The organism is Paenibacillus paludis (assembly GCF_042610515.1).
Taxonomy (GTDB): Bacteria; Bacillota; Bacilli; order Paenibacillales; family Paenibacillaceae; genus Paenibacillus_AQ.
Map to the genome: position 1 here is coordinate 93,958 of NZ_JBGJZP010000027.1, position 6,680 is coordinate 100,637.

General features: G+C 57.3%; 3 protein-coding genes. All 3 read left to right on the plus strand.

What is annotated here, in order from left to right; translation table 11 throughout:
• Positions 1-50: 50 nt before the first annotated feature.
• Genes ACAN56_RS31890 through ACAN56_RS31900 form a run of 3 tightly spaced genes read left to right on the plus strand, consistent with a single transcriptional unit; the run spans position 51 to position 6,526 of the window.
• On the plus strand, positions 51-2,354 hold the full coding sequence (locus tag ACAN56_RS31890) for a glycoside hydrolase family 3 N-terminal domain-containing protein (RefSeq protein ID WP_379147835.1): 2,304 nt from the start codon (positions 51-53) through the stop codon (positions 2,352-2,354).
• 3 nt (positions 2,355-2,357) lie between these two features.
• A complete protein-coding gene (locus tag ACAN56_RS31895) occupies positions 2,358-5,507 on the plus strand; it encodes an alpha-mannosidase (RefSeq protein WP_379147837.1) in 3,150 nt (1,049 codons plus the stop codon).
• Between the two features lie 2 nt (positions 5,508-5,509).
• Positions 5,510-6,526: a glycoside hydrolase family 130 protein gene (locus tag ACAN56_RS31900; RefSeq protein ID WP_038596658.1), complete on the plus strand. Its 1,017-nt coding sequence runs from the start codon at positions 5,510-5,512 to the stop codon at positions 6,524-6,526.
• Positions 6,527-6,680 lie beyond the last annotated feature (154 nt).

The following is a 6,680-nucleotide window of genomic DNA, read 5'->3' on the forward strand; positions in this document are numbered from 1 at the left end:
GTGCCGCCAAAGAGCGGCATGATTGTCTATTGCAGAAAGGTGCTGTAGAAATGATCTATAAGGATAAAACAAGCCCTGTGGCGGATCGGGTACAGGACCTGTTGCAGCGCATGACACTTGGAGAGAAGGCTGGGCAATTAGTCCAGCCTTTCGGGTGGCAATGTTATGAGAAGCGTCCGAACGGAACCACGGGGATGACGGAAGCCTTCAAGCGACAGGTCGCAAGCGGAGGCGTTGGCTCTTTGTATGGAACTCTGCGTGCAGATCCATGGACTGGCGTCACACTGGAGACGGGCTTGTCCCCGAAGGAGGGGGCGGAGGCGGTTAATGCCATTCAGGCTTATGCCATGAAGGAGAGCCGTCTTGGCATTCCGATCCTGTTCGGCGAGGAATGCTCACACGGGCATATGGCTATTGGTGCGACTGTATTTCCAGTGCCGCTGGCCCTGGGTAGTATGTGGAATCCCGAATTGTACCGGGAGATGTGCCGGGTAGTGGCACTCGAGACCCGCAGCCAGGGCGGAGCGGCGACCTATTCGCCGGTGCTGGATGTGGTGCGGGATCCGCGTTGGGGGCGGACAGAGGAGACTTTTGGCGAAGACCCGTTCCTGATTGCCACGATGGGAGTGGAGGCGGTAAAGGGATTGCAGGGCGACCGGCTGGATGCAGATGACTCCGTTCTGGCGACTCTGAAGCATTTCGCCGCCTATGGCAGCTCGGAAGGCGGACGGAATTCCGCGCCCGTGCATATGGGGCTCCGCGAGCTGCATGAGGTGGATCTGCTGCCCTTCCGTAAAGCGGTGGAAGCCGGAGCCTTGTCTATTATGACTGCTTACAATGAAATTGACGGTGTTCCTTGCACGACGAACCGATATCTTCTGCAGGATGTGCTGCGGGAACAATGGGGCTTTGACGGGTTCGTGATCACGGATTGCGGAGCGCTGGGCATGCTGACGAACGGGCATAACACAGCGGACAGCGGGGAAGCGGCGGTGGTCCAGGCGCTGCTGGCCGGAATCGATATGGAGATGTCGGGGGAGATGTTCGAGAAGCATATTTCCGGCGCTATCCAGCATGGACGGCTGCAGGAGTCCGACCTGGATCGCGCTGCTGCCCGGATTCTGGAGCTGAAGTTCAAGCTCGGGCTGTTCGACCGTCCCTTTGCCGATCCTGAGCAGGCCGAGTGGACTATAGGCAAGCCGGAGCACCGGGAGCTGGCGCGGCGTATTGCCGGCGAGAGCATTGTTATGCTGAAGAATGAGGGCGGAACGCTGCCGCTAAGCAAGCGGATCGGGAAGCTCGCAGTTATAGGACCCAATGCGGATGCATCGTACAATCAGCTGGGCGATTATACCTCGCCTCAGCCCAAAGGCGCTATTGTCACTGTGCTGGACGGGATTCGAAATGCGCTGGGCGGCGGGCTGGACAGAGTGCTGTATGCTCCGGGCTGCCGGATTAAAGGCGATTCCCGGGAAGGCTTCGCGCATGCACTGGCCTGTGCAGCCGAGGCGGATGCCGTTGTGATGGCGATTGGCGGCTCAAGTAGCCGAGACTTTGGCGAAGGGACGATTGATCTGCTCACCGGTGCTTCTGTCGTGACCGAACATTCCTGGAGTGATATGGAGTGCGGCGAGGGCATTGACCGTGCCACACTGAATCTGATGGGCGTGCAGCTTGAGCTGGTGCAGGAAATCCACAAGCTGGGTAAGCCGCTGATTGTGGTCTATATCAATGGCCGTCCAATTGCCGAGCCATGGATTGTAGAGCATGCCGATGCCATTCTGGAAGCCTGGTACCCCGGTCAGGAAGGCGGGCATGCCATTGCCGACATTCTCTTCGGCGCAGTGAACCCTTCCGGGCGGCTGACCATCAGTATTCCGAAACATGCCGGTCAGCTCCCCGTGTATTACTACAAGCGGCGGACGAGAGGCAAGCGGTACCTGGAGACGGACTTTAATGCCGAGTATCCGTTCGGCTACGGACTTAGCTTCAGCGAATTCAAATACAGCAACTTGAAGGTGGAGCCCTCCGTCATTTCTGCGGATGGTGAAGCGCGTGTATCCGTTGATGTAACCAATTCGAGTGCCCGGACGGGGAGTGAGGTGGTTCAGCTGTATATTTCAGACCTGGCCTCCAGCATAACGCGTCCTGAGAAGCAGCTTAAGGCCTTCCGCAAGATCAGCCTCCAGCCGGGAGACATGCAGACGGTTACGTTCAAGGTCGGCAGGGAGCAACTGGAATACGTATCGGCAGATTTAACGCGGATCGTGGAGACAGGGGAATTTACGATCATGGCGGGACCTCACTCCGCAGAATATTTGACGGCACCGCTCCATGTCAGGGAGGAAGTCTGAGCTATGAAGCGTATGAACCGTTTTATCGGCTGGCTGGCGGAAGGCCAGTGGGCGGAGAAGATAGAGCTGAAGGAATGGAGTCTGCAGAGGTCCCGCTACGTCTCTCCCGGCTTATACGAGCACGAAGAGGAGCTTCATCAGAATTACAAGATTTCACGGCTCGACGGAGGCTATGGTACCACGTATTTCCTTGAGCATCAGGTCGCGGTTCCGGAAGACTGGCCGCGCGAAGAGACTGCACTGCTCTATCTGGGCCGCGGGGAAGGCCTCCTGAGTATTAATGGAGTGCCGCACCATGGCCTGGACAGCAATCATTGGTTCATTCCTCTGCCTCCCGGCGCTGCAGGAGAGGAGCTTCAGCTCGGTATCGAGCTGTATGATCCGGTGCCTGAGCCGGAGGATCCCCTGAACCGCCAGGCGGTGATTAAGCCGCCGCTGACCGGGATCGAATTCACACTTGTGCGTGTGAATCCTCCCGTATACAGCCTGCTGCATACGGTGAAGACGGCGCATGAAGCGGCCCTGCTGCTGCCTGTAGAGGATATGCGCCGCATACGTACCCTGAAGGCGCTGGAGCGGGTGATGGATAAGCTCTACATGAAGGAGCATCTGCTCCGTGACAGCGATGCCATCGCAGGTGCTGAACAGCAGCTGCGGGCGGAGGTAGCGGCGGAAAGGTCAGATGGGCTGTCCGCCGGGACGATGCACATGGTGGGCCAGTCGCATATTGATATTGCCTGGCTGTGGCCGGTCCGGGAAACGGTACGCAAGGTCAGCCGGACCTTCTCTACGGTCTGCGCATTGATGGATAAGTATCCGGACTTCCGCTACTCCCAGAGCCAGCCACAGCTGTATGCCTTTGCCAAGGCGAACTATCCGCAGCTGTACGAACGGATTAAGGAACGGATTGCCGAGGGCCGGTGGGAGCTGGTCGGAGGCATGTGGGTGGAACCGGATTTAAACATCCCCAGCGGGGAATCGCTGGTGCGGCAGATGCTGTATGGTCAGGGCTTCTATATGGAGGAATTCGGCAAGTGGTCCACGATTGAATGGCTGCCTGATACCTTCGGCTATTGCGCTTCTCTGCCACAACTGTTGAAGCAGGCTGGAATTGATTATTTCATGACAACCAAGCTCGGCTGGAATGATACCAATCCCTTCCCGCATACGCTGTTCCACTGGGTCGGCATTGACGGAACGAAGATCGTGGCCTATCAGAACCACGGGGTAAACGAGCATACCCATCCGAAGGATGTCCAGGAGCACTGGCAGGCCTATGCCCAGAAGGACCGGCATGATGAGCTGATGCTGCTCTACGGCCACGGTGACGGCGGAGGAGGGGTCACCCATGAAATGCTGGAATACGTGGCCCGTACCGGCCTGACGCCGGGCCAGCCCGTCAGCAGATTCTCTACTGCGGAGGCTTTTTTCTCGGAGATCGGCTTGCGCCAGCCGGAGCTTCCCGCATGGCACGGCGACCTCTATCTGGAGCTTCACCGGGGAACGTTCACTACACATGCCTTTAATAAACGCAGCAACCGCAAAGCGGAGGTCCTGTACCGGCAAGCAGAGATCTGGAGCGTACTCGCGGAAAAGAGCGGGCTTCTGAAGCATCTGGAACCGGAATATCCGGAGCTTGCCGAAGGATGGAAGCTGCTGCTGCTTAATCAGTTCCATGACATCATCCCGGGTACTTCAATTCCGGAAGTGTACACCACCTCGCGGGAGCAATACGCGGAAATATTCAGCCTGGGCCAGCAGGTGCTGGACACTTCACTCCGTGCATTGGCAAGCGGAGTGGATACTTCGGGGGAGGGCCGTCCCTATGTAGTCTTCAACAGCCTGGGCTGGGAGCGGACGGAGCTGATCCGGCTTGAGGGGGACAGCAGTCTGACTGCGGTGCAGGCGTTCGATGAAGACGGCTTGCTGGATAGCGAATGCTGGAACACGGATGGAGCCGGCGGCAGCTATACGCTGGCAGTCCGGGTCCGCAGGGTCCCCGCCTTTGGCTGCCGGACATTCTGGCTGCGGGAAGCGGAACAAGCCGGCGGACGGCATGAGCCTCAGGGACAACTCAGCGCCGGAGAAGCCTTCCCGGAGCAATGGGAGACAGAGCATTATATTCTTAAGTTTAATGAAGACGGGGAAATCAGCCGCTGGTACGACAAGAGTGCCAGCCGGGAGCTGCTTCAGCCCGGACAGACCGGCAACCAGCTGCAGTTCTATCATGATACTCCCCCTCTATGGGATGCCTGGGACCTGGACCCGCGTTATGAGCAGCAGCCTGCAGGCCGGGCGAAGCTGCTGGACCGGGAGGTCCTGGTCAGCGGACCTGCACTGACGGTGCTGAAATTCCGCTGGCAGCTGAATGAATCCCTGATTGAGCAGGAGATCATTCTGCCCCGGCACAGCCGCAGGGTAGATTTTCAGACCCGTGTGAGCTGGAAAGAGGAGCACAAAGTGCTGAAGGCTGCTTTTCCGGTGGACATTGTGGCCGCGAAGGCTACGTATGAGATTCCGTTCGGAGCACTGGAGCGTCCGACCCACCGCAACACCAGCTGGGAGCAGGCACAATTCGAGGTCTGCGGCCACCGCTGGGCGGATTTGTCCGAGGGAGGCTATGGCGTCAGTCTGCTGAATGACTGCAAATACGGCTATGACATCCATGACGGGGTGCTGCGCCTCTCACTGCTGCGCGCCCCGCGCTGGCCGGACCGCTATGCGGATCAGGGGGAACATGAATTTACGTATTCTCTGTATCCCCACGCTGGCGAATGGCGTCAGAGTGCTGTTGTGCGGGAAGCGGCGGAGTTGAACGAACCCTTGCTGGCGGTCAGCGAAGAGTCTCATCCTGGCAGCTATCCCGGTACCTATGCCTGGCTTGGTTTTCAGAGCGGGCATGTGGTGCTCGATACGATCAAGAGTGCAGAGGACGGCAGCGGGACCATTGTCCGGCTGTATGAATCCGCAGGCAGCAGAGATACGGCCGTTCTGAACTGGAAGGCTGATGATATCCGCGCCTGCCGGGTGAATCTGCTGGAGACTGAGACGGGTCCCGTGGAATCTTCCGGCGGAGTTATCCCGCTTTCTTTTAAACCCTATGAGGTTCAAACAATCAAACTATACCATGAACATTATTCGCAGGAGGAATAGACATGCAAATCACAAGACATCCGAATAATCCGATCGTCGTCCCTGGCGGTTATGAATGGCGAAAGGTTACGGTCTTCAATCCTGCGGTCATCATCGATAACGGGAAATTCTATATGATCGAGCGCACCGCAGGTTCCCTGACCCCGTGCAAGAACTTTCTGGGCCTGCTGGAGAGCGAGGACGGCGTGAACTTTACCCATGTGAAGGATGAGCCGATTGTGACACCCGATATGCTGGGATTTCCTTACGGCAGTGTGCAGGACCCGCGGATTGTCAAAATCGACGGAACCTTTTATCTGAACTATGCCCTGCGCCCCTGCGCCATGAGCTATTATCCTACCGGGGCGGGTGTCCCGGAGCGCTCCATTCCGGAATACCCGGATGGCTGGGGGGAAGAGGAGGGGCATTGGCTGACCCGGTCATCCATTCTGAAATCGGATAATCTGCTGGACTGGGAGTTTGTTGCGGACACGACACCACTGGATATCAATGACCGGGATAATATTCTGTTCCCTGAGAAAATAGGCGGCAAATTCGTGCTGCTGCGCCGTCCCGAGGAATACGTGGGTGAAGCCTACGGAACCGAGAAGGCGGCCATGTGGATTACGTACTCCGAGGATCTTATCCATTGGGAAGAACCCAAGCTGCTTGCCACAGCCGGGAATCTATCCTGGGAATCGCGGAAGATCGGAGGCTCTACACCTCCGATACGTACAGACAAGGGCTGGCTGGTGCTCTATCACGGCGTCGATGAGGACATTGTCTACCGTGTAGGAGCCATGCTGCTGGATTTGGAGCAGCCGGAGAAGATCATTGCCCGGACACATAATTTCATTATGGAGCCGGAGACGTATTATGAGAAATTCGGTTTTCAGATCCCCAATGTCATCTTCCCGACTGGGAATGTAGTCAAAGACGGATTGCTTTACATCTATTACGGGGTAACGGACACGGCGATTGCGCTCGCAACCGTTCCACTGGATGAGCTGGTAGAGCATATCCTGAAGGAAGCACAGTAGCAAAATAACCCCACAAAGTGGGGCCTTAGCTTCAAATATAAGACCCCCATGCCGCTGCGCGGCACCACTGAGGAATGAAAATATGGGCGATACTGGGTAGTGGGCTGGCGAAGGTAGGTCGGAAATTCTTGGTGATACGAACCCGCATATAAGA

Coding starts and splice junctions, on each gene's coding strand:
- ACAN56_RS31890 (WP_379147835.1), top strand. CDS start 51: ATGATCTATAAGGATAAAACAAGCCCTGTGGCGGATCGGGTACAGGAC.
- ACAN56_RS31895 (WP_379147837.1), top strand. CDS start 2,358: ATGAAGCGTATGAACCGTTTTATCGGCTGGCTGGCGGAAGGCCAGTGG.
- ACAN56_RS31900 (WP_038596658.1), top strand. CDS start 5,510: ATGCAAATCACAAGACATCCGAATAATCCGATCGTCGTCCCTGGCGGT.